The organism is Nostoc sp. LEGE 12447 (genome assembly GCF_015206985.1).
Lineage (GTDB): Bacteria > Cyanobacteriota > Cyanobacteriia > Cyanobacteriales > Nostocaceae > Nostoc.
This window is the reverse complement of record NZ_JADEXT010000002.1, coordinates 64,456-90,454: the sequence shown is the minus strand read 5'-3', so window position 1 is coordinate 90,454 and position 25,999 is coordinate 64,456. Positions and strand designations below refer to the sequence as shown.

The following is a 25,999-nucleotide window of genomic DNA, read 5'->3' as shown; positions in this document are numbered from 1 at the left end:
CTCATAACTTCTTACTTTTAACGAACTGCTCAATGTTTGTAAACAAGGTTTTATTAGGTGAGGAATGAACTGTGAAACAGCTTCACGGTAATAGTTTTATATTAGGTACTGGCGCTTTTGTATTTTTGGCAGCTCAACCAGTTTGGGCACAAATTAGTCAAGTTACTAATGTCCAGTTAAATCCAGTTAATGGTGGAATTAGTGTTGCTTTGAAAACTTCTTCAGGCTCGCGCCCCCAAGTTTTCACGACAAAAAGAGGTAAGGCTTTAGTTGCAGATATTATCAATACTCAATTACGATTACCACAAGGTAATAGTTTTCGTCAAGATAGCCCAGCACCAGGAATTGCATCTGTCGAGGTTAGCCAGCTTGATGCCAACAGCATTCGGGTAACGGTAACTGGCAGCAGCAACGTACCTAGCAGTCAACCCGTGGTGCGATCGCAAAATGGAATTACACTCAGCTTTAGTCCATCGGCAGGCACCATAGCATCAGCGCCAACGCCAACAGCGCCAACACCTACAGCACCGCCAGCTATAACTCCAGCCCAATCTGGTCAAAAACCAGATGTTCTCGTTCCCAACCCGGAAGTCACTATTGACGGACAACCTGCACAAGCCGCAGGGCCTGGCCAACCTCTAAGCCAGGCTCCACCTTTTTTACCCAGAGCCGTTGCTCCACCGGTAGGAGATATTGCTGTTTCCGCCACTGATGCTTCTCCTAGCACCATTGACTTAGGAACTCAGGAACGTGTACCCCGCCTAGTACTACGAGATGCGCCAGTACGTGAGGTTTTATCATTACTTGCCCGTGCTGCTAATTTGAACCTGGCTTATATCGGAGGTGAGCAAGGTGGTGGAGGTCAACAAGGTGCTGCTGCACAACCAAGCTCTCAAACCATCTCTCTAGATATAGAAAATGAGCCAGTGCAAGATGTGTTTAACTACGTCTTGCGCTTGAGTGGTTTAGAAGCTAATCGCAGTAATCGCACAGTTTTCGTGGGGCCTAAACTACCTAATTCAACCCGTGACATGGTTATGCGTAACCTGCGACTCAATCAGGTGACAGTGGGAGTCGCTCTGAACTTTTTGGTCGGCTTGGGGGCAGAAAGTGCTGTCAGCCGCGAACGACAAGTTACCAGTGTTAATGCCGTACCTGTGGGGGCTGGAGTTGCGCCTATCACTCAAACTCAGACGACGACGGAAACCCAAGTTCAACCTCTACGTGTTGATTACAAAGACTCTAGTCCATTACTTAGAGGTTTACAGGCATTAGGAGATGAGCGCACCAACTCCGTTACCTTAATAGGCCCTCCTAGACTCATTGCAATTGCAATGGCTCAACTAACTCAGCTTGATATTCGTCGTCGTCAAGTTGCAGTTAACGTCAAGATTATTGATGTTAACCTCAATAAAATCGATGACTTTAATACCAGCTTTTCCTTTGGTGTTGACAACACTTATTTTTCCAATAGTAACGGTTCAGCAAGTTTAAACTTTAATGGTTTAAGCTCTTTCCCCAGACGTTTTATTGCTAATTTGACGGCTCAGGTGCAAAATCGCAATGCCAAGATTTTGACTGACCCAACCTTAATTGTCCAAGAAGGTCAAACAGCTAATGTCAAGCTGACCCAAGAGGTAATAGGAAATATTAAGAACGAAATAACTCGTGGTAATGATATTGCTACACAAACAATTACTACCGAGAAAGCGGAGGTGGGATTAACTTTGGGTGTCAAAATTGAGCGGATTGATGACAATGGTTTTGTTTCTCTCTCTGTGGCACCTGTTATCAAAGCACCGCAGTCTTCAGAACAAATTGCTGTAGGAGACAGCAGCCAAACAATATTTCTAGTATCAGAACGCTCTCTAAATTCTGGTGTGGTTCGTCTGCGAGATGGTCAAACACTTATTCTTAGCGGCATCATTCAAGATGAAGACCGAACAACTGTTACCAAGATCCCTATTTTGGGAGATCTTCCACTGATTGGAGCATTATTTAGAAGAACAAATAAAGATAATCAGCGCAAAGAAGTGATTGTGTTGCTGACACCTCAGATTATGGATGACACAGAGAATTCTGCCTACGGCTATAACTATGCGCCCAGCCCAGAAGTGCGGCAAATCCTTGAACGTCGTGGGTTGAAGCTTCCTGGTAGGCAATAAAGATCATCAGTATGTAAGTCACCTCTGGCTCAAATCTTCGCACCTCTCCCTGCCTTGAACTAAAGTTCAACTCTGTCCCTCTCCGACTCGGAGAGGGACGGTTTTTCGTAGTAAAACCAGGGAGAGGTCTTTTGATTGGGCTAACTAGACAGACACTAGATAAAGTATTGAATTCGCTTAAACAGAAGAAACAATAATTAAAAAAACTGACATTTTTTAGTAGTGTAAAACAGCAAATAGGGTTGTGGCTATGTTGGTAGACCTCCAGCTTGAAAAATCTGTTCGGCTGTTAAATTAAATTCTGGTAAAGTAGGCGAGACGATGCGATTGCTGCCTCTAAATTGAGTAACTTGGTATTCACCATCGATTAATTGATAAATAGATATAGTAGGTTGTTTGGGGTTGCCAGTGAACTTTTTAGCGCCTAGACCGAGATAATCTACAACCCAGTATTCAGGAATTCCAATACCCTCATACTTACCCTGTTTGTGTAGTACTCATCATCCCAGTTTGTACGAACTATCTCAACTACCAAGGGAATTGATGCTGCAAGACTTACAGTTGATTCTTTTTTCCATAGCGGCTCATTGATCAAATTAGGGCGATTGAGTAATAGCACATCTGGGGAATAGGCAGATTCCGACTTAGTTGGTTTAACAAGCACAGTTTTGGGGATTGTATAAGGTAAATTTAATCGGTCAAATTCTACTGTTAGTTTTCTTGCTACAAAACTAACGACATCTTCATGGTCTCCCGATGGTTGTGCCATTTCAACAATCACGCCGTCATGTAATTCATATCTTCCACCTTCGGGCCGCCATGCTGCAAAATCTTCAAAAGTTACTAGTTTGGATATGGCTTGAGTCATAATTTATCGCCCCTAGTAGTCGTTTTGATCATACCGCTTCCTTACCTTGGCTCAATTCTGCAAAAAATAAAGAATCCCAAATTCCAAGGTACATGGAGACGGTAGAGATGTTTTTTACTGGAAGTCCCTAAAGGTTTTGTTAAGTGCCTGGTTTGTCGTACTCATCGGTCGAAGCAAGCTAGGCGTAACGGAGATACCAGAAGAAGTTATCGCAGCGATCGCTAACAAATATTAAGAAAGATGTGACTTATGGATAGCTTTGTAGGGGAGAGGCTTTAATTTTTCCCACCTTCCCTACTAAAGAAGCTTGCTAGATGGTTAAATTTCGTGTTGGATTTTCTAGATGACATGAAAAGTGAGCAAAATCCCCGACTTTTTAGAGAAATCAGGAACCTGAGCCTTCGATTTCCATAAAAATTGGTTAATCTCAGCAATAACTCTTCAACATCGGTAATTAATCCCAACAATCCTGACGATCTTCTACCTCCCTACTCCTTTGTTTTCTTGGCGATTGCGGTATTTACTAGGTATTTTTTCCTACTTTTGGGGTGGTTTTTAGTGAAACAAGTACCCTAAAATGACAAAAAATCCTGAAATCTATATAAATTAATGGTTTCATCTATCCACATCAGGCTACAACGCTTTAGAATGATTCATTGAAAAGTCGAGCCGATGGGATGTACAGCCGTTTTGAGTAAAAATACTCCCAAAGGATGATTTTTGTATTCCCGCTAACAAAGATTTTAATACAGATGTACCAGGGTGCATCCGTAAAGAATCTCAAGTAAACCTTCAGGAGTTTGATATGAACAAAGGTGAATTAGTTGATGCCGTAGCTGAAAAGGCTAGTGTTACCAAGAAACAAGCGGATGCAGTCTTAACTGCCGCTTTGGAAACGATTATTGAAGCGGTTTCCTCTGGTGATAAGGTGACATTGGTGGGATTTGGCTCATTTGAATCACGCGAACGTAAAGCCCGCGAAGGTCGCAACCCGAAAACAAATGAGAAAATGGAAATTCCCGCAACGAGAGTTCCTGCTTTCTCCGCAGGAAAACTGTTTAGAGAAAAGGTAGCACCCCCAAAAGCATAGGTTCTGTCTTCGGGAACCCTTTTTTAATGCGGCAACCTGCACACGGGGGAAATTTAGCCTGGGCAGCAGCACTGGCTGGCTGTCCCCCTGATGCTATTCTGGATTTCTCTGCTAGCATCAGCCCGTTGGGGCCTCCAAACAGCGCGATCGCTGCTATACTGTCCCAACTTGGTAATCTTAAGCACTATCCAGATCCAAACTATAGTGAACTGAGACTAGCTCTCAGTCACTTCCATCAACTTCCTCCTGAGTGGATTCTGCCGGGTAACGGCTCCGCAGAATTACTCACTTTAATAGGTAGGGAATTGGCTCAATTAGCCGCGACAACTTTAATCACTCCAGCCTTTGGTGACTATTACCGAACCTTGGCAGCGTATAACGCTAATGTGCTGGAGTCTCCCTTGTCATTAGTCACTGGTCATTGGTCATTATTCCTTGACAAAGGACAAAGGACAAATGACAAAGGACTATTGTTGAATAATCCCCACAACCCAACCGGTAAGATATTTTCACGGGACTCTATTTTGCCCTACCTGGAGCAATTTGCTTTGGTTGTGGTGGATGAAGCATTTATGGATTTTGTGCCGCCTAATGAGGAACAAAGCCTAATTCCGGTGGTGCAGGAATATGCAAATTTAGTAGTATTGCGATCGCTAACCAAATTTTACAGTCTCCCAGGATTGCGATTAGGATATGCGATCGCACACCCCGACTGCCTAGCTAAATGGCAGCTATGGCGTGACCCCTGGCCCGTAAACACTCTAGCGGCGGCGGCGGCAATTGCAGCCCTCCAAGATACAGAGTTTCAGCAGCAAACCTGGGCATGGCTACCACCTGCACGAAACCAACTCTTTCAAGGTTTGGCTGAAATACCGGGATTGCAACCCCAAGCAAGTGCTGCTAACTTTTTACTGGTTGAGTCTCAAGAGTCGACTTCGCAGTTACAGCACCAATTACTCAAGTATCACCAGATTTTAATCCGTGATTGCCTTAGTTTTAAAGAATTAGGCGATCGCTTTTTCCGGGTTGCTGTACGTGAAGAGTTCGATAACCAACGCTTATTAACAGCGCTAAACTCAGTGTTGAGTGGGGAGTAGGAAGTTGGGGAGCAGGGGGCAGGGGGCAGGGGGAGCAGGGGGAGCAGGGGAGGCAGGGGAAGCAGGGGAAGCAGAGGGAAGAAGAACTATTGATTCTTCTGCTATGCCCAATGACCAATGACCAATGACCAATTCCCCATTCCCCATTCCCCATTCCCCATTCCCCATTCCCCATTCCCCATTCCCCATGCCCAATGACAAATGACAATTGACTACGATGTTGTAATTATTGGCGGCAGTCTTGCTGGATACTACGCTGCTCTTGCTGCAACCCAACTACGTGCTACGGTTGCCTTGGTGGAACCTAAAGTAGAATATGGGTTTACTCATCACCATGCTCTTACCGAAATCGGTAAACTGGCGCAGAAGTTGAATGATGCCGCTAGTTTTGGTGTTCATACCACAAACACTGATATTTCAGAAGAATGCCACATATCTATGGCATGGCAAGAAGCAATGCTGTATGCTCAATGCGTCGCCGCAAATCTCAAAGAACAGCATTCTCCTGCCGTCCTAGCCGCGCTAGGGGTAGATGTCATTGTTGGCAGTGGTCAATTTCAATCTTCGCCCCAACTGGCTTTTGCCGTTAACAATCGCCTACTACACGCCCGTACTTATTTGCTAGCCAGTGGTTCGCGTCCAGAAATTCCAGAGATTGAGGGATTGCAAGGCACTGGCTATCTAACCCTTTCTAATATTTGGCAATCTTTACAGGGAGGAACATTACCCAAAAATTGGGTAATTATCGGTGGAACTCCCCAAAGCATTGAAATCGCTCAAACTTTAGCCCGATTTGGTTGCAGTGTGACGCTAGTAGTCAAGCATCCTTATGTTCTCTCCCATATTGACCCTGAAATAGCCATATTGCTTCAGGCACAGTTGGAAGTCGAAGGTGTGCGCGTCCTCACCGATAAACTAGTAACTCAGGTGAGGCTAATTGAGGATAAAAAGTGGATTCAAGCAGGAGATAAAGCCATTGAAACTGATGAAATTTTAGTGGCGACTGGACAACAGCCGAATATTGAATCCCTAAATTTGGCAACGGTAGGCGTGAAATGGCATCGGCGTAGTTTAGTAGTGAATGATAAACTACAAACCACTAACCACCGCATTTACGCTTGTGGTGATGTAATTGGTGGTTACGACTTTGCCAATATCGCTAATTATGAAGCAAAAATTGCCCTAAACAATGCACTCTTTTTCCCTAGATTACGAGTAAATTATCGCTCCATTCCTTGGGCAATGTTTTCTGTGCCGATGGTGGCGCAAGTGGGTTTGACAGAGGCACAGGCAAAACGTCTATTTAGTCGAGATGAAGTTTTAGTTTTGCGTCAATATTTTAAAACAGTGGCAGCAGCCCAACTTCGGGACGAAACCACTGGTATGTGTAAATTAATTGTGCTACGTAATGGCGAAATTTTGGGAGCTTCGATATTAGGGGCAGAAGCTGGAGAATTGATTAATTTGATTGCCTTAGCAATGTCCCAAAAAATTAAAGTCAAAGATTTAGCAAATCTATCTCCTGTCTATCCCAGTTTCTCAGAAATTTTGGAACAAGCTGCAAGAGAATGGAGTAGGCAGAAGTTAAATAGCGATATTGCTTGGCAAGAGTTTTTAGAAGGTTTCTTCCATTTCCGCCGCAATTGGAATTTATGAGTGCAAAGTGGCGCTGTCAAGGTGAGTTTTGTATTCATTACTAGCTCTGAACTCGGAAGTTGCACCTCTGAACTCGGAAGTTGAGCCTTTGAACACGGAAGTTGAGCCTCTGAACTCGGAAGTTGCACCTCTGAACTCGGAAGTTGCACCTTTGAACTCGGAAGTTGCACCTCTGAACTCGGAAGTTGAGCCTTTGAACTCGGAAGTTGAGCCTCTGAACTCGGAAGTTGCACCTTTGAACTCGGAAGTTGCACCTTTGAACATGGAAGTTGCACCTTTGAACACGGAATTTTGAAAATTCTAAGAGAACAGGTGAAGATTTTGTTTTATTACCCACACTACGCCAGCCGTGACTAAAGGCACACTGAGGTTATCTGTGCCGTGGGGTGAGACTGCCTCTACTAGGGTGGCGAAAGTAGCAGCTACCACCGCCGTCAACAATGCCAACCCTAAAGTTAAAGGTGTTCCTAGAGGACTCAGCAATGAACCAGGTAGCAGCAACAACACCAAGAAAATTACTACTGTACTCACCACAAACATTGCTGCCGAACCTTCCCAGGAACGCACTGAATTTCCTACTTGGTATTTATGCTGCCCGAAGCGTCTACCTATTAATGCTGCTAGTGCATCACCCCAGGTCATCGTCATTATCCCAGCAACAGCGATCGCAACGCTATCTACTGGCCCGTCTGGTCGCCACAGTAGCCCGAAAAGCAATGTCACTGAGAGAGCGAAATAAACTGTACCAGGTGAGCTATCCTGAGTATCCATTGCCCCGATGAATCGGTAGCGGTAGAACAGGTAGTTAAGTCCTATAAAAGTGGCAAAAGGTATAATTCCGATTTCCCAGTGATTAAACAATCGCAGGACACCGAAAACCCACATCCCGGCACCAATATGGATTATTTTGCGGGTCAAATCCGGCTTTACACCAAACAGCCTACGCAGTCCCTCGCCAATAACAAGTAGACTAATTGCGTAAATATAAGAAATTGCTAGCCCGATAAAGTCATTTGTCATTGGTCATTTGTCATTGGTCATTTGTCATTTGTCATGGGGAATGGATCATTGGGCATGGCAGAAGAATCAATAGTTCTTCTTCCCTTGCTCCCTCTGCTTCCCCTGCTCCCCGTGCCCCCTGTTCCCTCACTTGGTGCGATCGCTATTTCGTCTCAGATTCTTTTCTAGTAACGAAACGCTACCAATACCTTGAAGAATACCACGACCGATTAAACCTAAACCACGACCAATTATTTGGGTAAGGATAAATACTATACCACTACCTAAAAAAGATAATAGTGATTTTAAACGCGGTGTGATCGCATCACTAAATTCTAAAAGTAAAGTCACTATTAAAGGAATATTAGAAAGTTTTGCTAATTCCTGATTCCGAGGAGCATAAACTGAAGTTTTGGCAATACCACGAGGAGCAATGACAAATAGATCGTAGCGACTTTCAAAAACTGCTTTTGGCTCCTCTATATAATTAATTAGACGATACTTCCACGATAAATCATTTCTAAAACGTTCAATCTCTCTGGTGGAAATAAATTGTCTGCCATATAAATTTTCCTTCATAATTTCCACATCTGCTAAAGAATTTAACAGTGGTTGTACTACTCCATTCGCTACCTGAATCAACAAGTTCTCTAAAATCATCAATGCTTGGGACTTGGCTTCATTGCCTAATACAGGATATGACGTATTATCAATTCTCAATTCTGTTTGAAAAATTAAATAAGAATACAACTCAATAACTAGCGGAATCTTGTTGAGAATATCTCTTTGCACAACTTCTATATTTTGCAGCAAAAAATTAACAATTCCTATATTCTGATTTCCTATTTTGATTTGAGAAAATTTTCCAAAAAAATCTGTAATTGCTACTTCCCATAAATCGCGCAATAAGATATTTTTTACTTCATATAATTGATTCATGTCGAGTTGAGAAGCACGCAGTTCATCCAACTGCTCAGTCAATTTTTGCAGGATAAGATAAAGCAATTCCCGCTTTTTTTCTTCACGAAAGATGTCAATTTCTAAAGGTAAATCTGTGACATTTCGTAAAGGGAATTGAAGTTTAGTAACGCAAGATGCAAACAAGTTAAATTGTACTGTTCCCAGACTAAGTAAAGGCAAAACAGTTTGCCGTGGCTGAATGGCACTACTCAATGAAGGGGTAAAAGGTGGCTCATCAGCAATCGGAATATCTTCCTCTTGCCTTTCTTGTGATGAAATTAACAACCGATTTAGCAACCAACGAGCTGCTAGCAGTTCTCGCCTCTGTCCAGCTAAAACTGCCCGATCTAATATTGGTAATCCAGGAACTTGTAATTGTGCTGTGACTGCGGCTAGGGTAACGTCAATGTAAGTAATTCCTGACAAACGTAAATTATTTCGCTGTCTATAAAAAGGGAGTGGGGAGTGGGGAGAGACGCGATTAATCGCGTCTGTATAAGAGTTAGGAGTTGCGTTCGCTTCCGTATCTCGAAACCAATATTCACCACCATCTGCAACTTCTTGCATGGCAGCGACTAACTCAGGAAGTGGTGTACCCTTGGGGCAGTAGCCATTTACACCAATAGATTTGGCCGCTAATAGTAGTCCTTGTTCTTGTACAGAACTAAGAAGCAGAATTGGCAGGTTGGGATATAAGGCTTTGAGTTGCCGACAGAATTGTAAACCTAGCTGCTGGCTGGTGATGGAGCGACCATTACCGAATTCTAAAACGACCAAATTCACCTGTTTAGGGTCTTCTTGGGCAATTTCTGCTAAAATCTGCAAGGCAGTGGTATCAGTTTCTACTACTCCTGTTACTTCCAGGTTCGGAATTGCTTCCAAAGCTACCCGTAATCCCAAACGAAAAATTGGGTCTTGGTCGAATAACAATAATTTTAAAGGGCGATCGCTCATAGTCTACTCAATTACACAAGCACTGTTTTTTACCAATCAGAAAACAGCTTTGATACAAAACTTTGTCTCCACCTATTGTTACCTGTTTTCGCAAACTGAATAAATGGATCATAATTGCCATAAGCAGCCGTCACTGTGTAATTAAATGAACTTGAGTATTCGGCACTGGTTAGCAGAACGCTATATCGCAATCAATCAAATCAGAGGATTTTCGGCGGGGCAATTGGCAGGTATTGCCTACCGGATTGTTCAGGATATGGAAGTCAAAAGCCTCATGCCTTTTGATATCTGTACCTTGGTAGAGGTTTTAGAACTGCCTTTAGGGATTGTTTGGGAAGAAATCAGTCTGATTTCGCAGTTAACACAAAACCTGTTGCGTAGCCTCAGCCAGAAAAAACCGTTAAAACGTAACGAGGGCACATGGCTAGCGTTCCAAATTGCCTATCTCCAGGCTTTGCAAGCAATTCTAGAGCAGGAAGCAAGCCTAAAAAGACCGTGGTTAGATCGGGCAAGTATACCAATCCAAGCGCAAGTACTTAAACAAGACTTTGGTAAACTCATCCTCCAAGATTCGCAACTGCAAGGATTGTTGAAAACTCTCAGCCCAGGTAAATTAACTGATACACAAGCGGAACAAGCACTGTCTCTGATTGCAGATTCTTTACTGGTGCAACAAATAAATCATGCTGTCATCGCTTGGTTTGTTGCCAATGGTGCAGAAGAATATGAAGCTAAACTCTTAACACAGCGTTTAGTTCACTCACTTCCTGGTGACATACTCGTAGTGGTTACTGAAAATGCTGCTCCTTTAGCCCAACTGCAAAAGTTTTTCCGTTTGGGAATTTCATTAGCCCCCAGTTTTATCGCTCCAGAAGCTGGTTCTACAGTTGGTGAGAAAATTGACTTGCACCGAGAACATTACCGTGCAAGTTTGATTAAAAACCTCAGTATGCCTTTACTTATAGAATCCTTTACCCTCAAGGATATCTATGTGCCACAAAAAGGCTTACCAATAGAGGAAAGTATTTCTGATGTGGATAAAAAAGCTGTTAAGTCAGTTGATTTAAAAACATGGGCGCAGCAACAGTTAGCCGATCTAGAAACGATCGCTGTCATTGAGTCGGAACCTGGTTTTGGAAAAACCAGTTTTTGCCAACTTTGGGCAGCAGAGATAGCGCAAGAAGTTTACCCTATTTGGATGCCTATAGTAATTAGGTTAAAAGATGTAACTTATGGCAAGACTTTAATCGAAACTCTAAATTCTGCTTTTGATGTTAATCTTTCAACCTGGTTAGAGCAAGAAAATATTCCTTGTCTGTTGCTGCTGGATGGTTTGGATGAGCTGCCTCCTTCTGCTTATGGTGTAAGGGCAAAAGCAATTTTTGTTCAGCAACTACTGAACTTCCAATCTCAACATAGACACAAAATTGTATTAACGAGCCGCTCAACAACATTACAGGAAATCGCCCCAGAAATCCCCCTACCATTGAAGCGAATTATCATTCAACCGTTGGATGTGGACGAATTCAAGCAATGGTTTCAGCAGTGGGCAAAAGTACAATCGTTGGCGATCGCTCAAAATTTCTTTACATTCTTAAAACAGTCAGGTTTATTTGCCAGCCAATCAAGGTTTTCAGAATTATCTACCCTTGTTCGTCAACCCCTAATGTTGCATTTATTGGGGATTTTACACCGCGAAGGACTGCTAAATGATGAAGTATTACAACTAGCTGTTAATACCCCAAAGTCTTCTGTAGTATGGGAAATTTATCATCGCCTAAGTCGATGGTTGTTGGGCTATCCGCTAACTGGTGGGATTAAAACGATGCTGCTGCGCTCAGGATCGGCTCATATCCACCGGACTCCAGAAGCGATCGCTAATTTACTTGCTAATCGTCATCCCCAAGATTTACTCGATCAAATGCAAGCGATCGCTCTGAAAATTTTACACTCGCAACGTCATCAAATTAATTTGGCTGGTGAATTTAACACTCTACCAGGATTTTATTTTAAAATTCGGGACTTAGAAAGCTCAGAAAAAACTAGTTTAATTGAGTTTTCGCATATTAAGTTAGGAGAATTTCTTTGTGCTAAGGCTGTAACTGCTGAGTTGAAGTTATTAACTCAGTGCCAAAATGAGGCTTATGGTTCCCTCACTTTTGTAGTTGATTCTCCCAATAGCGTTGCCCAGCATATTTACAATTTACTCGGTTATGGGATAATGAGCCAGGAAATTGAAGAATTAGCGATCGCAATTTTACGCCGCGAACAAAAGCACAAGTTTTCTTTTGAAGTTTTGTTTCAACGTCTTTTGTCTTTCTGGCGTGCTTACTGTCAAGGCTATTGGTTAGACGAAGGGATCGCCCACAAAGCTTGGACTCATTTCCACGCACTACAAAACCCGGTGAATGTTGAGCAAGTCAATGCTGCGGTGGGATTGAATGTATTTTTATTGCTTTGTGCTTGCTATCGAGAAACCAAAATCCCTTTTTGGCCTTGTGGGAATCCGCTCAATTTAACAGAATTCAATCCAGAAGCTTTAAGTGCGCTAATTGCTAGAACAAGCGTTCTCCACAAAAGTGCCTTTGCAACCCGAATCAAGTCTCTGGCTGGACTCAATTTATCGGGAGCCTCTTTGTTGCAAGTAATGTTAACTGGGATAAATCTTGAGCAGACAAACTTATCCAATGCGGAGTTAATTGGGACTAATTTGGCTGGAGCCAATTTGCAACAGGCTAATCTGACAGGCGCAAACCTTCAACAAGCTAACCTTACAGACGTAAATCTCGAACAGGCAAACCTGACAGGCGCAAATCTTCAACAAGCTAACCTTACGGGAGCAAATCTTAATTCAGCCGATCTCACCAAAGCCTGTTTCTTTGATGCCATCCTTACTGAGGCTGGCAAAAAATTAGCTGCTGATAATGGTGCCTTTTTCTCTAAAGAGTCGTTTCAAAGACTGAAAAATTTGCGTTCATCGCAGCAACCCTTCTTAAACACTATCCAAGTTAAGCCAAACACAGATAAAAATTGGAATAAACCCCCTGCGAGCGGACTAATTGAAAGCTCCGAAGGTACAATTTTACCCGTAGGTTTCTATGATGATGATGTCGATGATGAAACAGTTTTTGGCAATAACTCTATTGAGGAATAGGGCTTTAGGTAAAACAGTTCTGAGTGCTGTTAGCAGTAGCGGGGCGTTTAGCCCATGCTGAGTGCTGAGTGAAGAGTTAGGAGTTACGAATTCTCGCCCTGCCTCCTCTGCTCCCCTGCTCCCCTGCTCCCCTGCCTCCCCTGCTCCCTACCCTTCTTCAGGGTTACGGTAGCCAACAAAGTTAATACTGTAGTCAGTAATTCGCACTCCTGTTTCTTCTTCAATTTTGCGGAGCAAATCTTCTGGTAGTTCCACATGAACATCAAGAATTTGATTTGTATCCACACAGTTAATATGACTGTGAGAGTCACTTATATTGCCATATAAACGCCCATCACAGCGCTCAATACATTCAATAATGCCTTGACTAGATAATGCTTCTAAATTTTGATAAACAGAGGTATGGCCGATCTCTTTACCTTCTTGATTCAAGCGATCATAAATCTCTCTAGCAGAAAGATGTTCATTTGCTTGCCAAAGTAATTCCAGAATAAAGCGACGCTGACGACTGACGCGCATACCCAGGATTTGACACCTATCTAGCGCATCTTCTAGAGAACGAATTGGTTTTGTTGAAATTGTTTGTTTTTGCATATTACAGCTTCTTAACTGTTGGGGGAATTTTCCCACTTCAATTTTTATTGGTTATTTAATATATGCAATAATATTGCACACCATTGTTCTACCTGTACTTATGTTTTGGCTTGTGATGCTGCGGAAGTAACAGGTGAGGATAAATAATGAAATGACCTATTTCTTGCTTGTTGATGGCTACTTTGTCAGACCTTAATCTAAAACAAACTCATTACAACTTTAACTTAAAATTGCTATAAATGTCCACTTTGGGGTAGGCATTGCCTTTCCTAAGTAGTGTGATGCTCATGGCATACTATGTAAATCTGATAAAGAGTAAGTATAAAATGCAAATTTAGAGAGAATTAGTATCACTAAATACTAATTGCTTAGTAAAAAAGACTTTGTGCTAGTAAGGGTGAATCTAGCGTCAATCCCTGAAAGCTGCTACTGTAGATTGTCGATCCTAAAGTTGAGCAAAAAGAAAGTGGCTGCTGAGTCAAAGACAATTGCGATCGCACTCAATAATGACTTCATTAACAATCTGGATCTGTCGCCTGCCTCAACGGTGATTGAACAAATGCTGCAAGATGGGGCCGCATCCCATGAACAGCAGCTACGCTTTGATATCAATTACGATCTCGAACCTGGCGATCCACGGGAACTCTCAGAAATTCCAGAAATACGGCTGTGGTTTGTGCGCCTAGATGCCAAATACCCCTGGTTAGCATTTTTACTAGATTGGAAAGCTGGAGAATTTGCTCGTTATGCCGCCATGCTAGTACCACACCAGTTCAGTTCCCAAGATGGCATTCAGTACAATCCCGAAGCCTTAGAAATATTTTTGATGCACAAAATCTTTGTTTTAGGTGATTGGCTCAAACAGCAGGATATACCCAGCCTCTCGCGGTTAAAGTCTATGGCTCAAATGCTGGGTTATGAATTAGATGATGCTTTTTTTGAGATATTTTGAGATATTTTAATAAAAATTCAGGAGTCAGGAGCCAGAATTCAGAACAGGGTTAAGCGACTGGTGGATAGCGTAGCATCTCATAGAGAACGTCTTGATTCTGACTTCTGTATTCTTCTTCAATACTGAAATAACCGCAAAATCTAGCTGTCACAACCAGGTTTTGCGGTCATTCAACAAACGCATGACTACATTTAGATATCCAATAGACTAATTGCAGAAGTTGGGACAAACTGCTGGTTTAACCACCCCAGATTTTCTCTAAAACTGCGTTTGGTGAAACATCCGCTGTTTTTCCCGTGGGGGATGCAATAGCTAAGAATTTATCGTTTTTCGGCAACAACTTAGCTGGATCGGTGGGCCCAAATAGGGCGATGGTATAGGTTTGGACTGCAACACTCAGTTGTAGTGCTGGACTATCAGTAGACAACATCAAATTTGCCCCGGCAATCATCGCAGTTAACTTGCCAATATCATCTGGGGCAGTCACCTTGATATCTGGAGAAGACCCCAGAAGCGATCGCACAAACTGTTCATCGCCAATTCCCTTAACAACCACCACAGGCAGGTCAGGCTGCTTGTCTTGGAAACCTTGAATAATTTGATGCCAACTTTCGACAGGGTAGATTTTATCCAGTTCTTTAGCCTGAGATAACTGGCCAGAACCGCCATGAATCAAGATATAGCCTGTTTCATGCACCCCTAAGCGTTTCTGTTCTTTTTGTGCCCACTCAATATCTGGTTTGGGCACATTTACTGCTAACTCTGGGACAGGACTATTTATTTCCAATGGTTGCAGCAAATCGTGATATACTGCCGCCGCATACTGAGATGCTTTAAATGGCACAGCGTGGGTCAGAAAAACCGAACCATTGCCTTTGTAGCCAATACGTATGGGAATTCCCGTCAACCAGAGCAAAAGACTAAGCAACCAAATTTGCTTAACAACAATGACAACATCGTATTCGCGATCGCGAATTGTCCCCACCAAGTTACCCCAATCTGCCAGACTATTACGGTCGTTAAAATCAAAGTTCAGCACCTCGTGAACTGACTTGCTCACTCGGTAGGCAGCCTTTGACCGGGGTTCAACAACGACATCTATCTGAGCGTCAGGGTAATTGCGCTTCAGGTCATCTAGAGTCGGAAAGAAGAGAATTTGGTCGCCAATTCCGCCAGGTACAAGGGCTACTACTCGCATAATATTTATTGACGCTTACTCGCTCCCTATTTTAGGGGAAAATATATAGCTTAAAGATTGAGGAATTCTGTGTATTTACTAATTCCAGCTGCGGGAATCGGAAAAAGAATGGGTAGTAACCGCAATAAACTCCTGCTGAAAGTGCGATCGCAACCAATTATTGCTTGGACTCTATTAGCCGCAGAAGCTGCCAATACAATCAGTTGGATCGGGATTATTTCTCAGCCTACCGATTGGCCAGACTTCAGAGCAATTCTCGCCGATCTCAAGCTCACTAAACCAGTGGAATTTATTCAAGGCGGCTCCACGCGTCAAGAATCTGTTTACAATGGCTTGCAGGCTTTGCCAGTAGCCGCAGAGCAAGTGTTAATTCACGATGGCGCTAGATGTCTCGCCACACCAGATTTATTTAACTCTTGTGCCCAAGCCATTCGCCACTGCCCCGGTTTAATTGCTGGTGTACCCGTCAAAGACACAATCAAAGTTGTCGATCAACAAGGCATAATTCAAGAAACACCCGACAGACAAAAATTGTGGGCGGCACAAACTCCCCAAGGATTTGATGTCAAGTTGTTGAAACAGTGCCACGCCGAAGGTGTCCGTCAAGGTTGGGAAGTAACTGACGATGCCGCTTTATTTGAAAAGTGCGGCATCGAAGTCCGAATTGTCGAGGGAGAGGAGACAAATTTAAAAGTGACGACTCCCCAAGATTTAGCGATCGCAGAATTTATTCTCACAACTAGAGGCTTTTGAGAAGGGAATAGGTAATAGGGTACAGGGTACAGATTATTTTCTGTAACCTGTCACCTCTCCCCTAATCTCCATGCCCAATTTGAGAGTATCAAACAATATTTTGACAATTTACGATATAATGCCACACACTTGTTGATTGTTAGTTGTCATGTACTAATGACCAATGACTTAATGACTAATGACCAATGACTAATGACAAATGACTAAATGATTACAGCCACAGCGACGAAGATAGAAGCAATTCTCTATTTAAAGGGTAAACCCTTGTCGCTCGGCGAAATCGCCGAGTATGCAGCGTGCGATCGCGCCTCTGTCAAAGAAGGCATAATTGAACTCATGGACAATTATGCCCACCGAGATAGCGCCCTAGAGGTAATAGAAACCCCTGATGGTTACAGTTTGCAACTACGGTCTGATTTTCAGGATTTAGTGCAAACTATGATACCAGTAGAATTGGGTGTAGGTGCATTGCGGACTTTAGCTGCGATCGCCCTCAATAGTCCTATACTCCAGAGCGACTTGATTAACTTGCGCGGTTCAGGAGTATATCAACACGTTCCCGAACTCGTAGAACTTGGTTTTATCCGCAAACGCCGAGACAGCGATTCTCGTTCCTACTCACTCCAAGTAACCCCAAAATTTCATCAGTATTTCCAAATCGAACAACTCCCACAAATACTTTCCAACAGTCAAAAGGAAGAACAACTAGAACTAGAACTAGAACTAAAGGGAGTGGGGAGTGGGGAATAGGGGATGGGGAATGGGGAATGGTGAAGATGAGGGAGACAAGGAGGACAAGGGGGAGTTATTGAAATAAGTCTCTTCCTTGTCTCTTCTTCATGCCAATCCCCAATCCCCAATCCCCAATCCCCAATTCACAATGCCCAATGCCCAATGCCCAATGCCCAATGCCCAATTCCCAATACCAATGACTTATACCCGTGGTGAATGCGCTAGCCTTGTACTATGGTTTAGAGTAGAGTTAGCAATTAAGCTAAATAAAACTGCCAATGGTGTTTAATCCTGACTTTTTAAATGACAACTCCGAGGAACACCCCAATCAACTTCTTTCCGACCACGCTGAGGAATACCCCAATCAGTTACTCAAATATCTACAACATCAGTCTCCTGATGTTCTAGCGAGGATTGCTCAATCCGCCAGCCCTGAAATTAAACAAATCATCTCGCAAAATGTCCAAGGGCTAGTGGGAATGCTCCCGGCAGAAAATTTCAACGTGCAAATTACAACAGATCGGGATAACTTAGCTGGGCTTCTAGCGTCGGCCATGATGACGGGGTATTTTCTGCGCCAGATGGAACAAAGAATGCAGTTAGAGCATTTGTCTAATGGTCAATAGTCAATAGTCAAACATTCTGGGACTATTGACTACTTCCTTTCAGGATAAGCTCCTGATTGTACTTTGAAGGTTTGAATTTTCCCGCTACGATTGACCTCGATAGCTATTATGTCCCCAACTTTGCTGGACTCTACCAGCTTTTGAACTTGGGCCGAGGTTTTGACTGGTTTACCATTAACTTTTTGAATCACGTCTCCAGGAAGCAATCCTCCGCGCTTGGCTGGGGAATCGCCTGTAACTCCTTTAATCACAATCCCAACATCCTGCTGAATGTTGAGTTGATTTTCTTGATTAATCTGCTGTTTTTTGATGGGAGAAAGGTCTGCCATTTCAACACCCAAAAAGGGATGTTCTACACGCCCTTTGGTAAAAAGTTCATTGGCAATGCGGGCGGCGGTTTCAATGGGGATCGCAAAACCGAGTCCTTGAGCATCAGCGCGGATGGCAGTATTAACACCAATCACTTCGCCTTGAGCGTTTAATAAGGGACCACCGGAATTACCAGGGTTAATTGCGGCATCAGTTTGGATAAAGCTGACTCGCTTATCTGGTACACCAACTTGAGTGCTGGTGCGATCGGTAGCGCTGATAATGCCGATAGTGACAGTATTATCTAAACCCAGAGGGTTGCCAATTGCGATCGCCCACTGTCCTGGTATTAAGTTTTGCGAATTGCCCAGTTTTACAGTTGGTAAATGATTCGCTTTTATTTTCACCACTGCCACATCTGTCACAGAATCAACTCCTACCACCTTCCCCTCTAAACTTCGACCATCCTTGAGAGTGACTTGTACTGTGTCTGTATCTGCTACTACATGAGCGTTAGTGAGTAATTCCCCATCCTCGCTCAAAATAAATCCCGATCCTGTACCGCGCTCAATCCGTTCTTCAGGCATTGGTTGCTCATCCTCTCCAAAAAATCGCCGTAAGAGTGGATTTTTTAAGGCATCAGAGATGGGATTAGCAACTTTGCGAGTGGCATTAATTCGCACTACAGCCGGGCCAACTTTTTGCACTGCCGTCGCAATAAAATTCACATTATCGCCTCCAGTAGCTCCAATTACTCCGCTAGGAGAATTTGGCACTACAGATTCTGGAGGCGAAGCCATTGTCACATTTCTTAACTGTTGGAATGAGGAATTTTGTAGCAGGAGATAGCGACTGCCAAGCAAACCTGCACCACAGCCAAATACCAGTAAGAACAAATAAACACCTAGTTGCTTTAAAGATAACTTCATAATAATTCTGCTTAAGGACAACAATGCAGTTGCTAATTTCTAAGTGTAGTCAAGCTAACGGCAAGTGGACAGATCAATTTACGAGGAATTAAGCATTGGGCATTGGGAATTGGGAATTGGGAATGGGAAAGAGGACTTGGGGACAAGGAGAATTGGGGACAACGGGAAAGACTTGTTGTAAGTTCTAAACTTTTGTCACCTTGTCACCTTGTCTCCAAGTCCTCTTGCCCTCTGCTTCCCTTGCTCCCTTTGCTCCCTTTGCTTCCCCTGCTCCCCGATCTCCCCACTTCCCACACTCTCCATCTAAAATTTAAAGTTAATGCGCTCTTGATCTGTATACATGACTTTACCTTTTCGTCAACTGTTTCTCTGTAGCCTAGTTAGCGCCTTGGGCCTAGTAAGCATACTGCCAAACTTGAACAGTGCTAACGCTGCTGTAGGTGGTTGCCCGATTCCAGCCCTATCTCGCTTCCAACGCCATAAAGTTGTTCGTGGCGAAACTTTGGAGAGCATAGCGCAGCGCTACAATCTCATACCTACAACTATTATTGGCATGAATCCAGCTTTGCAGAATGGCGCGATGCCTGCGGCGGGTTCCACCTACGCACCCGTTGGTAGTGTGCTTCAAATTCCTCCCTACAATGGGATTGTAGTTGAAGTACCTCGCGGTCAAACTTGGCGACAAGTGGCAGCACAATACAAAGTTCGTGCTGATAGCCTTTTTGAGGTGAATGGCTGCCAACAAGACCCCAGAATTGTGTTTGTTCCGGGGGTAAATTGGTCGCCCAATGGTGTTGTAACTAAGTCCCCTTTACCTACTGATGCAGGTACGCCAAACCGTGCATCCCTTTCTGGATATCCCTTGGCACAAGTGGCAAATGTAGGATTAGCTTATGGATGGCAAATTAATCCGGCGACAGGTGAAGTTTTTTTCCACAGTGGTGTTGACTTATTAGCACCAGTTGGGAGTAATGTATTAGCGATCGCTCCTGGAACCGTAGCCTTTGCTAATGACCAAGGTTCTTATGGCAAGTTAGTCATCATTAACCACAGTGGCGGGCTTCAAAGCCGCTACGCCCAACTTGACAGTATTAAGGTTACTGTTGGTCAGCAAGTAAAAAAAGGAGACTTACTAGGAACAGTAGGCACTAGTGGCAAACCAACTTCCACTCAATCACATCTCCATTTTGAAGTGCGTTCTACCTCATCTTTGGGTTGGGTAGCACAAGATCCCAAAGGTTATTTGAAGAAATGAGGTTTGTTTTTAAACGCAGAGGAACGCCGAAGGAAGCGCAAAGGTTTCGCAAAGGAAATCTCTGTGTTCCTCTGCGGAACCTTTGCGATCCTTTGCGTTAAATAAAGGATGCTATATTTTCGCTAGATTTTATGATGTGCATTCCTGCCTCTGCAAACCTTGCAAATGCTGCATCTGCCTGTTCTGTGTAGTCCACAATATTTGGAACAACAACGGGAGAAGTGCAATCTTCTAATAGATAGATTTTTTGAGCAAGGGTAGCATCTACCTCTTTAATTTCTGTTAATAAATCGTCAATTGTCCAGGCGACGCAATGACTTTTAGCTTGTCCTCCAATAATAACAGTATCAAATTCTAAAAGTTGCTTAATCAAACGAGTGTTCTTTTGACCAAGTGGACGTTGTTCAAAATCTTCCAACACCTCTGGACGTAAGATCGAATAATTTTCCGTTAAAGGATTTTCACCCTTAATTTCAAATTGTGTTTGGCTTTGACGAGCAATACTGTGGAAAAATATTGCTTCCTCCACCGATGAAACTAAAGCATGACCAATACCGCCCAACATAGAATGATAAGGCCAAATTGTTAGGGGATATTTTCCATCTTGGCTGAGTTTTCTAACGTAATGATAAGCGTGTTTTTCTAATAATTCATAATCCCCATTAGTAATACTATCAGCAACCGTTGGGTTAACCTTCCAGATACCTTGTTCGATGTCTGCTAAAGTGATGTTAGTCGCTGCTGGAGTAGGATGTTCTCCGGCAGCATTCACCCAAAAGATGGGATGGAAGATTTGCGTTGCTGTATGGGTATCTAGAGTAGGTATAATTTTTGTAATTACTCCCAAGTTGCGATAGATAAACTCACACAACCTGACGTTATCATTCACCGCTTCATTCCCCGATTGTCCACCTACAAATAGTTCAAAGTTGGGGATGCAAAAAGTATTTTGAACATCAATTAACAATAAGCAAATACGATTTTTGTCTGAAGATGCTGGTTTGATATCATGTTGTTTTATCCAAGTTTCAGCTGTTGCAGCAATTTGTTGGTAAGGTACACGCCAGACCTCTCCTACTTTATTGGGGTTAAAGTGTGGGGGAATTGGTAGTTTGGTTGTTGTTTGGGTGTTCATAATTTCAGCTTTTCGATTTTATATTATGATTTACCGACATTCATCGAATTCTTCTTTGAGCAAAGCACGATTTCGGGTGTCATAGGTTGAACAGTAATACTCTACTCAACCCTAACCTCCAATTATTGATACAGCAAATAAATAAAAATATTCTTAGTTCCAGAACAAGATGATAAGTAAGTGGGCGTAAATAATTGTCGTTGTGATAAGGCAATAGGCAACAGGCAATATATATGAGAGTTTTAGCCTAGTTCGTTTTTCTTTACATAGTTTAATTTTATTGTGCCAACTTATTTAAGTAGGGATGATACTTATGACATAAATCTTCTGATAGAGAGACGAGAACAAGATGAAATTGTATTCTGTTAACAATGTTATTTTGAGGTAAATATTTATAAAGTAAAAATGATTTTTACTAAGAATTTAAGCCAGAAGAATTACTGAATATTATTACTCAACAAAAGCAGAATGGAGTAAAAAGATGAAGTTTCGCCTAAGACGGCGTAGATTGGGCCAATTGATGCTCGTCAGTACAGTAGCGGCTACGATCAGTAATTTTGCAGAGAAAACTGTGGGACAAACTCCGATAAAAAGAACTACCCCCATGCTGAAAAGTTCGATATCTGAAACTATGAAGGTAACATTACAGGTGAACGGAACAAGACATAGTTTGCAAATTGAACCGCGTGTTACCTTACTTGATGCACTTCGTGAATACATAGGGCTAACTGGCAGTAAAAAAGGTTGTGACCACGGTCAATGCGGCGCTTGTACGGTGCTGGTTGATGGACAGCGAATTAACTCCTGCCTGACTTTTGCCATCATGCACACAGATGCTGCCATTACAACTATTGAAGGTCTGGCGCAAGGAGACAATCTGCACCCGATGCAAGCCGCATTTCTTGCCCGCGACGCATTTCAGTGCGGTTATTGCACACCGGGACAAATTTGTTCGGCGGTGAGTTTAGTCAACGAAGGACACGCTAAGTCAGATGACGACATTCGGGAATTAATGAGTGGCAATATCTGCCGTTGCGGTGCTTATCAAAATATCGTGGCTGCTGTCCGCGATGTCTTAGAAGGAAAAAAAGATGCAGCCGTTTAACTATCAAAAAGCGCGACAAGCGGAAAATGCCGTGGCTTTGGTGGCTCCAGATGCCGAAGCCTCGTATCTTGCCGGTGGTACTAGCCTAATCGATTTGATGAAGTTGAATGTGCAAACGCCAAGAGAGTTGGTTGATATTAACCCACTCCCACTAAGCAAGATAGAAATGCAAAGTAACAATCTACGGATTGGAGCAATGGCACGCAATAGCGACGTTGCTTATGATGCAATAATTCAACAGCGTTACCCTGTGCTGTCAGAAGCGTTGTTGTCTGGGGCATCACCGCAACTGCGAAACATGGCAACGGTGGGCGGAAATTTGCTACAACGTACCCGGTGTTACTACTTCCGTGATACTTCCATGCCCTGCAATAAGCGCGTTCCTGGTTCCGGCTGTGCGGCAATTGAGGGTTACAACCGGATTCACGCAATTCTCGGCGGTAGCGATCGCTGTATTGCCACTCATCCTTCTGATATGGCGGTGGCAATGGTGGCACTTGATGCGGTTGTGCAAACACGTGGGCCGAATGGAGAGCGGAGTATTCCACTTGTAGATTTTCATCTTGTCCCTGGCGAGACACCAGAACGGGAAACAGTTTTACAACACGGAGAGTTAATTATTGCCGTTGACTTACCTGCTTCACCATTTGCAGCCCGATCGCACTATTTAAAAGTTCGCGATCGCGCTTCTTATGCTTTTGCAATGGCATCAGTGGCGGCGGTGCTAGATATTCAAAATGGGATCATTCGCTCGGCTCGCATTGCCCTTGGTGGGGTAGGGACAAAGCCTTGGCGTGCCTACGATGCAGAAAAAGCCCTCGTGAATCAGCCAGCAAACCAGGCAGCATTTCAAGCAGCAGCAAATGCAGCCGTTGCTGAAGCTAAACCTCAAAAATACAACGGGTTTAAGGTCGAACTGGCTAAACGCACCATTGTTAAGGCGCTGACAACAGTAGGAGGGATGGCATGAATGCAGGGGATACAAATATAGTTGTCGGCAAACCACTCAACCGAGTTGATGGCCATCTGAAGGTGACGGGTGAAGCACGCTATGCAGCAGAGTTTCCAGTCGCAAAAATGACTTATGGAGTCACAATTCAAAGTGCGATCGCTAAAGGTAAAATTGCCCAAATCGACACCAAGGCGGCGGAGCAAGTACCGGGTGTATTAGCAGTAATTACCCACCTCAACGCGCCCAAAGCTGATGGAGAAAAGGGCGGCGGTCATAAGGTGCAAGTGTTACAAGATAACACTGTACTGTATAGCGGTCAGCATATTGGTGTCGTCGTTGCCGATACCTTTGAACGAGCGATGTATGCTGCCTCACTCGTACAAGTTCGTTATGACGAAGAGAAACCTGCCATCAATATGCGGGAGAATCTCGCTAAGGCATACTTGCCAAAAGAATCGCCCGATTCATCTCACGGCAATGTCAAACAGGGACTAGCGAATGCTGCTGTGCGCGTCGAGCAGACTTATACCACTCCAGTGGAAAATCACAATCCGATGGAGCCTCATGCGACAACAGCAGTTTGGCAAGGCAATCAATTGCTGTTGTATGACGCAACTCAGGGAATTTTTTCGACTCAACAAAAAGTTGCGGAGGTATTAGGAATTGAGCCTGAGAAAGTCCGCATTATGTCTTACTTTGTGGGCGGTGGCTTTGGTTGCAAAGGGTCGGCTTGGTCGCATGTACCGCTAGCAGCGATCGCAGCACGGCAGGTTAATCGCCCAGTGAAATTAGTTTTGGGACGCATACAGATGTATGGGCCTGTGGGCTTTCGACCAGAGACAATTCAACAGGTTTCTTTGGGTGCAACCCGCGATGGCAAATTGACCGCTCTCCGACACACCGGCACTTCACAGACTTCAACTTTCGATGAATTTATCGAACCTGTTGGTAAAAGCGCTCAGATGATTTACGCTTGCCCGAATATCGAAACTAGCTATCGTCTGGTTCAGCTAGATCAGGGAACACCAACCTATATGCGGGCCCCAGGTGAAGCTTCTGGATCGTTCGCCTTAGAATCGGCAATGGACGAACTCGCTTATGCGCTCAATATTGATCCGGTGGAACTGCGCCTGCGTAACCACGCTGATGTCGATCCTAGTAAAGGACTGCCTTGGTCGAGCAAGTCACTCATTCAGTGCTACAAGACAGGAGCAGAAAAATTTGGCTGGCAAAAGCGCAATCCTCAACCCCGTTCGATGCGAGACGGCAATTATTTGATTGGTTGGGGTATGGCAACAGCAACTTATCCTACCAATCGTTCTCCGGCATCTGCGATCGCTCAGATTATGGCAGACGGTACAGCCTTAGTGCAAAGCGGTTCTCAAGATATTGGTACGGGTACTTATACTGTCATGACTCAAGTTGCAGCTGATGCGCTTGGTGTACAAGTTGAGAAAGTTCGCTTTGAACTAGGCGATACTAAGATGCCAGAAACTCCCATTTCCGGTGGTTCGCAAACAGCAGCTAGTGTAAGTTCGGCTGTACATTTAGCGGGCAATCAAGCTCGTAGTAAACTTTTACAACTAGCACTTGCCGATCAAAAATCGCCGCTTTATAGTTCAAACGCTGAAGATGTGATTGCCCAAAATGGTAGCTTTTTCTTAAAAAATAAATCGTCTGTAAGCGAAACATATCAAGCAATCTTGGCACGACATGGAATGAAAATGATCGAAGCACGTGCAGATGCCAAGCTGGGAGACGAACAAAAGAAGTTCTCAATGCACGCATTTGGATCACAATTTGCCGAAGTCCGCGTTAATCCTGATTCCGGTGAAGTGCGAGTAACGCGCTGGGTGGGAAGCTTTGGTGTTGGACGCATCCTCAACGCTAAAACAGCCAACAGTCAACTCATCGGTGGGATTGTCTACGGTATCGGTATGGCACTGATGGAACATACGATTATAGACCCGAATCTAGGACGCGTTGTCAACCATGATTTAGCTGAATATCACGTACCAGTAAATGCAGACGTTCCTGATATTGAGGTGTTTTTTGTTGATGAACACGATCCACATATCAACCCCCTTGGTGTCAAAGGGATTGGGGAAATTGGCATTACTGGTGTTGCTGCGGCGATCGCTAACGCTGTTTATCATGCCACAGGTAAGCGCGTTCGTGATTTGCCAATTACATTAGATAAATTGCTGTAGTCATTGTCATTTGTCATTGGTCATTTGTCATTGGGCATGGGTAAGAGGATTTGGGGACAAGGGGAAAGACTTGTTTCAAGTTCTCACCTCTTGTCCCCTTGTCTCCCCTGCCTCCCCTGCTCCCCCTGCCCTCCAGCGTGCGGTTACGCGATCGCAACTGCCTTTTTACGAGAAGGACGTTTAGTTTTAAATCTAGCAAGCTTAAACAAAAGGTAAGCATTGTGAATGCATCGACTTGCATTGTGAATGTATCGACTTGTATTGTGAATGTATCGACTTGCATTATGAATGTATCGACTTGCATTA

At 43.7% G+C, this 25,999-nt stretch carries 21 protein-coding genes and 1 pseudogene; 15 read left to right on the top strand and 7 right to left on the bottom strand.

What is annotated here, in order from left to right; genetic code table 11:
• The first annotated feature begins 71 nt into the window (after window positions 1-71).
• Window positions 72-2,165, top strand: a complete 2,094-nt coding sequence (locus tag IQ274_RS02870; RefSeq protein WP_163937168.1) for an AMIN domain-containing protein — start codon at window positions 72-74, stop codon at window positions 2,163-2,165.
• Window positions 2,166-2,413: 248 nt separating this feature from the next.
• Here IQ274_RS02870 and IQ274_RS02865 read toward each other — a convergent pair.
• Window positions 2,414-3,033: pseudogene (locus IQ274_RS02865) on the bottom strand (Uma2 family endonuclease).
• Window positions 3,034-3,838: 805 nt separating this feature from the next.
• On the opposite strand from IQ274_RS02865, the gene IQ274_RS02860 reads away from it, so the two are divergent.
• From IQ274_RS02860 to IQ274_RS02845, 4 genes are all read left to right on the top strand, one after another.
• Complete coding sequence (locus IQ274_RS02860; protein ID WP_010998076.1) at window positions 3,839-4,123, top strand: HU family DNA-binding protein; 285 nt, start codon at window positions 3,839-3,841, stop codon at window positions 4,121-4,123.
• Window positions 4,124-4,149: 26 nt separating this feature from the next.
• The gene (gene cobD, locus IQ274_RS02855; RefSeq protein WP_193867313.1) at window positions 4,150-5,220 is read left to right on the top strand and encodes a threonine-phosphate decarboxylase CobD; all 1,071 of its coding nucleotides are present in this window, start codon (window positions 4,150-4,152) and stop codon (window positions 5,218-5,220) included.
• Window positions 5,221-5,421: 201 nt separating this feature from the next.
• Window positions 5,422-6,876, top strand: coding sequence for a dihydrolipoyl dehydrogenase family protein (locus IQ274_RS02850; protein ID WP_163939541.1), 1,455 nt, complete (start codon window positions 5,422-5,424; stop codon window positions 6,874-6,876).
• A gap of 28 nt (window positions 6,877-6,904) precedes the next feature.
• Complete coding sequence (locus IQ274_RS02845) at window positions 6,905-7,171, top strand: hypothetical protein (protein ID WP_193867312.1); 267 nt, start codon at window positions 6,905-6,907, stop codon at window positions 7,169-7,171.
• 5 nt (window positions 7,172-7,176) lie between these two features.
• Here the strand turns inward: IQ274_RS02845 and IQ274_RS02840 are convergent, their stop codons facing one another.
• Together IQ274_RS02840 and IQ274_RS02835 are read right to left on the bottom strand one after the other, a co-directional pair.
• On the bottom strand, window positions 7,177-7,896 hold the full coding sequence (locus IQ274_RS02840; protein ID WP_193867311.1) for a diacylglycerol/polyprenol kinase family protein: 720 nt from the start codon (window positions 7,894-7,896) through the stop codon (window positions 7,177-7,179).
• 126 nt (window positions 7,897-8,022) lie between these two features.
• Complete coding sequence (locus tag IQ274_RS02835) at window positions 8,023-9,789, bottom strand: DUF3685 domain-containing protein (protein ID WP_193867310.1); 1,767 nt, start codon at window positions 9,787-9,789, stop codon at window positions 8,023-8,025.
• Window positions 9,790-9,934: 145 nt separating this feature from the next.
• Between IQ274_RS02835 and IQ274_RS02830 the strand changes: the two genes are divergently transcribed.
• Window positions 9,935-12,943: a pentapeptide repeat-containing protein gene (locus tag IQ274_RS02830; protein ID WP_193867309.1), complete on the top strand. Its 3,009-nt coding sequence runs from the start codon at window positions 9,935-9,937 to the stop codon at window positions 12,941-12,943.
• A gap of 147 nt (window positions 12,944-13,090) precedes the next feature.
• Here the strand turns inward: IQ274_RS02830 and IQ274_RS02825 are convergent, their stop codons facing one another.
• Window positions 13,091-13,537, bottom strand: a complete 447-nt coding sequence (locus tag IQ274_RS02825; RefSeq protein ID WP_114082541.1) for a Fur family transcriptional regulator — start codon at window positions 13,535-13,537, stop codon at window positions 13,091-13,093.
• 466 nt (window positions 13,538-14,003) lie between these two features.
• Here IQ274_RS02825 and IQ274_RS02820 point away from each other — a divergent pair, with 466 nt between their 5' ends.
• Entirely contained in the window at window positions 14,004-14,489 is a 486-nt protein-coding gene (locus IQ274_RS02820; protein ID WP_114082542.1) for a CRR6 family NdhI maturation factor, read from the top strand.
• A 238-nt stretch (window positions 14,490-14,727) separates the two neighbouring features.
• On the opposite strand, the gene IQ274_RS02815 is transcribed toward IQ274_RS02820, so the two are convergent.
• On the bottom strand, window positions 14,728-15,687 hold the full coding sequence (locus tag IQ274_RS02815) for a glycosyltransferase family 9 protein (protein ID WP_163935321.1): 960 nt from the start codon (window positions 15,685-15,687) through the stop codon (window positions 14,728-14,730).
• A gap of 69 nt (window positions 15,688-15,756) precedes the next feature.
• Between IQ274_RS02815 and ispD the strand changes: the two genes are divergently transcribed.
• From ispD to IQ274_RS02795, 4 genes are all read left to right on the top strand, one after another.
• Entirely contained in the window at window positions 15,757-16,440 is a 684-nt protein-coding gene (gene ispD, locus IQ274_RS02810; RefSeq protein WP_193867308.1) for a 2-C-methyl-D-erythritol 4-phosphate cytidylyltransferase, read from the top strand.
• A 207-nt stretch (window positions 16,441-16,647) separates the two neighbouring features.
• Window positions 16,648-17,190, top strand: coding sequence for an SMC-Scp complex subunit ScpB (gene scpB, locus IQ274_RS02805; RefSeq protein WP_193867307.1), 543 nt, complete (start codon window positions 16,648-16,650; stop codon window positions 17,188-17,190).
• A gap of 130 nt (window positions 17,191-17,320) precedes the next feature.
• Entirely contained in the window at window positions 17,321-17,461 is a 141-nt protein-coding gene (locus IQ274_RS02800) for a hypothetical protein (protein ID WP_193867306.1), read from the top strand.
• The gene (locus IQ274_RS02795; protein WP_012411319.1) at window positions 17,451-17,798 is read left to right on the top strand and encodes a DUF760 domain-containing protein; all 348 of its coding nucleotides are present in this window, start codon (window positions 17,451-17,453) and stop codon (window positions 17,796-17,798) included. Before IQ274_RS02800 ends, IQ274_RS02795 begins: the two co-directional genes overlap by 11 nt.
• A gap of 29 nt (window positions 17,799-17,827) precedes the next feature.
• On the opposite strand, the gene IQ274_RS02790 is transcribed toward IQ274_RS02795, so the two are convergent.
• Window positions 17,828-19,036, bottom strand: coding sequence for an HhoA/HhoB/HtrA family serine endopeptidase (locus tag IQ274_RS02790; protein WP_163939597.1), 1,209 nt, complete (start codon window positions 19,034-19,036; stop codon window positions 17,828-17,830).
• A 340-nt stretch (window positions 19,037-19,376) separates the two neighbouring features.
• Between IQ274_RS02790 and IQ274_RS02785 the strand changes: the two genes are divergently transcribed.
• A complete protein-coding gene (locus tag IQ274_RS02785) occupies window positions 19,377-20,291 on the top strand; it encodes a LysM peptidoglycan-binding domain-containing M23 family metallopeptidase (protein ID WP_163934682.1) in 915 nt (304 codons plus the stop codon).
• Window positions 20,292-20,388: 97 nt separating this feature from the next.
• Here IQ274_RS02785 and IQ274_RS02780 read toward each other — a convergent pair whose 3' ends face one another.
• On the bottom strand, window positions 20,389-21,426 hold the full coding sequence (locus IQ274_RS02780; RefSeq protein WP_193867305.1) for a cysteine hydrolase family protein: 1,038 nt from the start codon (window positions 21,424-21,426) through the stop codon (window positions 20,389-20,391).
• 481 nt (window positions 21,427-21,907) lie between these two features.
• Here IQ274_RS02780 and IQ274_RS02775 point away from each other — a divergent pair, with 481 nt between their 5' ends.
• From IQ274_RS02775 to IQ274_RS02765, 3 genes are read left to right on the top strand one after another with little or no spacing between them, the layout of a single operon-like run.
• The gene (locus tag IQ274_RS02775; RefSeq protein ID WP_193867304.1) at window positions 21,908-22,531 is read left to right on the top strand and encodes a (2Fe-2S)-binding protein; all 624 of its coding nucleotides are present in this window, start codon (window positions 21,908-21,910) and stop codon (window positions 22,529-22,531) included.
• Window positions 22,518-23,501 (top strand): FAD binding domain-containing protein, encoded by a 984-nt coding sequence (locus IQ274_RS02770; protein WP_193867303.1) that lies wholly within the window; start codon window positions 22,518-22,520, stop codon window positions 23,499-23,501. The genes IQ274_RS02775 and IQ274_RS02770 overlap by 14 nt, the downstream gene beginning before the upstream one ends.
• Window positions 23,498-25,693 carry a xanthine dehydrogenase family protein molybdopterin-binding subunit gene (locus IQ274_RS02765; RefSeq protein ID WP_193867302.1) on the top strand — a complete coding sequence of 732 codons (2,196 nt, stop codon included), beginning with the start codon at window positions 23,498-23,500 and terminating at the stop codon, window positions 25,691-25,693. The genes IQ274_RS02770 and IQ274_RS02765 overlap by 4 nt, the downstream gene beginning before the upstream one ends.
• Window positions 25,694-25,999 lie beyond the last annotated feature (306 nt).

What these genes read in the sequence shown, in the direction of transcription:
- IQ274_RS02850 (WP_163939541.1), top strand. Translation starts at nt 5,422, where the DNA reads ATGACAATTGACTACGATGTTGTAATTATTGGCGGCAGTCTTGCTGGA.
- IQ274_RS02765 (WP_193867302.1), top strand. Translation starts at nt 23,498, where the DNA reads ATGAATGCAGGGGATACAAATATAGTTGTCGGCAAACCACTCAACCGA.
- IQ274_RS02825 (WP_114082541.1), bottom strand. Translation starts at nt 13,537, where the DNA reads ATGCAAAAACAAACAATTTCAACAAAACCAATTCGTTCTCTAGAAGAT.
- IQ274_RS02780 (WP_193867305.1), bottom strand. Translation starts at nt 21,426, where the DNA reads ATGAACACCCAAACAACAACCAAACTACCAATTCCCCCACACTTTAAC.
- scpB (WP_193867307.1), top strand. Translation starts at nt 16,648, where the DNA reads ATGATTACAGCCACAGCGACGAAGATAGAAGCAATTCTCTATTTAAAG.
- IQ274_RS02830 (WP_193867309.1), top strand. Translation starts at nt 9,935, where the DNA reads ATGAACTTGAGTATTCGGCACTGGTTAGCAGAACGCTATATCGCAATC.
- IQ274_RS02835 (WP_193867310.1), bottom strand. Translation starts at nt 9,789, where the DNA reads ATGAGCGATCGCCCTTTAAAATTATTGTTATTCGACCAAGACCCAATT.
- IQ274_RS02775 (WP_193867304.1), top strand. Translation starts at nt 21,908, where the DNA reads ATGAAGTTTCGCCTAAGACGGCGTAGATTGGGCCAATTGATGCTCGTC.
- IQ274_RS02815 (WP_163935321.1), bottom strand. Translation starts at nt 15,687, where the DNA reads ATGCGAGTAGTAGCCCTTGTACCTGGCGGAATTGGCGACCAAATTCTC.
- IQ274_RS02770 (WP_193867303.1), top strand. Translation starts at nt 22,518, where the DNA reads ATGCAGCCGTTTAACTATCAAAAAGCGCGACAAGCGGAAAATGCCGTG.
- IQ274_RS02790 (WP_163939597.1), bottom strand. Translation starts at nt 19,036, where the DNA reads ATGAAGTTATCTTTAAAGCAACTAGGTGTTTATTTGTTCTTACTGGTA.
- IQ274_RS02840 (WP_193867311.1), bottom strand. Translation starts at nt 7,896, where the DNA reads ATGACAAATGACTTTATCGGGCTAGCAATTTCTTATATTTACGCAATT.
- IQ274_RS02795 (WP_012411319.1), top strand. Translation starts at nt 17,451, where the DNA reads ATGGTGTTTAATCCTGACTTTTTAAATGACAACTCCGAGGAACACCCC.
- IQ274_RS02785 (WP_163934682.1), top strand. Translation starts at nt 19,377, where the DNA reads ATGACTTTACCTTTTCGTCAACTGTTTCTCTGTAGCCTAGTTAGCGCC.
- cobD (WP_193867313.1), top strand. Translation starts at nt 4,150, where the DNA reads ATGCGGCAACCTGCACACGGGGGAAATTTAGCCTGGGCAGCAGCACTG.
- IQ274_RS02860 (WP_010998076.1), top strand. Translation starts at nt 3,839, where the DNA reads ATGAACAAAGGTGAATTAGTTGATGCCGTAGCTGAAAAGGCTAGTGTT.
- IQ274_RS02800 (WP_193867306.1), top strand. Translation starts at nt 17,321, where the DNA reads ATGCCCAATGCCCAATGCCCAATGCCCAATGCCCAATTCCCAATACCA.